The organism is Methylobacterium sp. WL116 (assembly GCF_008039455.1).
GTDB lineage: Bacteria > Pseudomonadota > Alphaproteobacteria > Rhizobiales > Beijerinckiaceae > Methylobacterium.
Map to the genome: position 1 here is coordinate 1 of NZ_VRUV01000881.1, position 1,158 is coordinate 1,158.

General features: G+C 74.2%; 1 protein-coding gene. It reads left to right on the top strand.

Annotated elements, in window-relative coordinates; genetic code table 11:
• On the top strand, window positions 1–1,158 hold a 1,158-nt coding region (gene mdoH, locus FV223_RS28145), incomplete at both ends, for a glucans biosynthesis glucosyltransferase MdoH (protein ID WP_147729943.1).

Here is a 1,158-nt window from a genome sequence, read left to right on the forward strand (position 1 = left end):
TCGCCTACCCGGCCCCGGCCGACCCGACCGGCGCCTGGCTCGCCCGCACCGTGCTGGTCCTGTTCGCGGTGGTGATGACCTGGCAGTCGTTCGTCGCGTGGCAGTACCTCTACGGCCTGATCGCCGCCGGCCTCGGCGCGCGGGCGAAATCCGCCCTGGAGCGCCGCTCGGAGACGGTGCCGGCGCAGGCGTCGGGCCTGTCGCGCACGGCGGCCGTGGTGGCGATCCACGCCGAGGACCCGGTGGCGGTGTTCGCGGCGCTGCGGGTGATGGCGCGCTCGCTCGCCCGCGACGCCGCGCGGGACGGTGCCCGCGACGAGTCCCTCGGCGGCGACATCGACCTTTTCGTCCTCTCCGACACCCGCGACGGCGCGATCGCGGCGGTTGAGGAGCACGAGTTCGCCCGGATCCAGGCCTGGCGCGAGACCGCCGGCCCCGGCATCCCGCGGATCCGCTATCGCCGCCGCACCGAGAACATCGGGCGCAAGGCCGGCAACATCGCCGAGTTCACCAGGACCTACGGCGACCAGTACGACTTCATGATCGTGCTCGACGCCGACAGCCTGATGACCGGCGCCACGATGCGCCGCCTCGCCCGGCTGATGGAGGAGAGCCCGGCGACCGGCCTGATCCAGACCGTGTCCTACGCCGCCGGCCGCGACACGCTGTTCGCCCGCATCCAGCAATTCGCGGTGCGGCTCTACGCGCCGCTGGCCCTGCGCTGCCTGGAGACCTGGCAGGGGCCGGACGGGAGCTACTGGGGCCACAACGCGATCCTGCGGGTCGCGGCGTTCGCCGACCACGCCCAGCTGCCGGTGCTGCCGGGCAGGGCGCCCCTGGGCGGCGAAATCCTGTGCCACGACATCGTCGAGGGCGGGATGCTGGCCCGCGCCGGCTGGGAGGTCCGCCTGCTGCCGGAGATGGGCGGCACCTGGGAGGAGATGCCGACGAACCTCGTCGACCTCCTCGGGCGCGAGCGCCGCTGGTGCCAGGGCAACATGCAGCACCTGCGCGTCCTGCCCTGGCCGGGCCTGCGCGCGGCGAGCCGCTGGCACCTCGCCGTCGGCATCGTCTCCTACGGGGTGCTGCCCTTGTGGATCGCCTACCTCGTCGCGGGGGCGTGGCTGCCGGCGAGGTCGGCGAGCTCGGGCGCCTGGG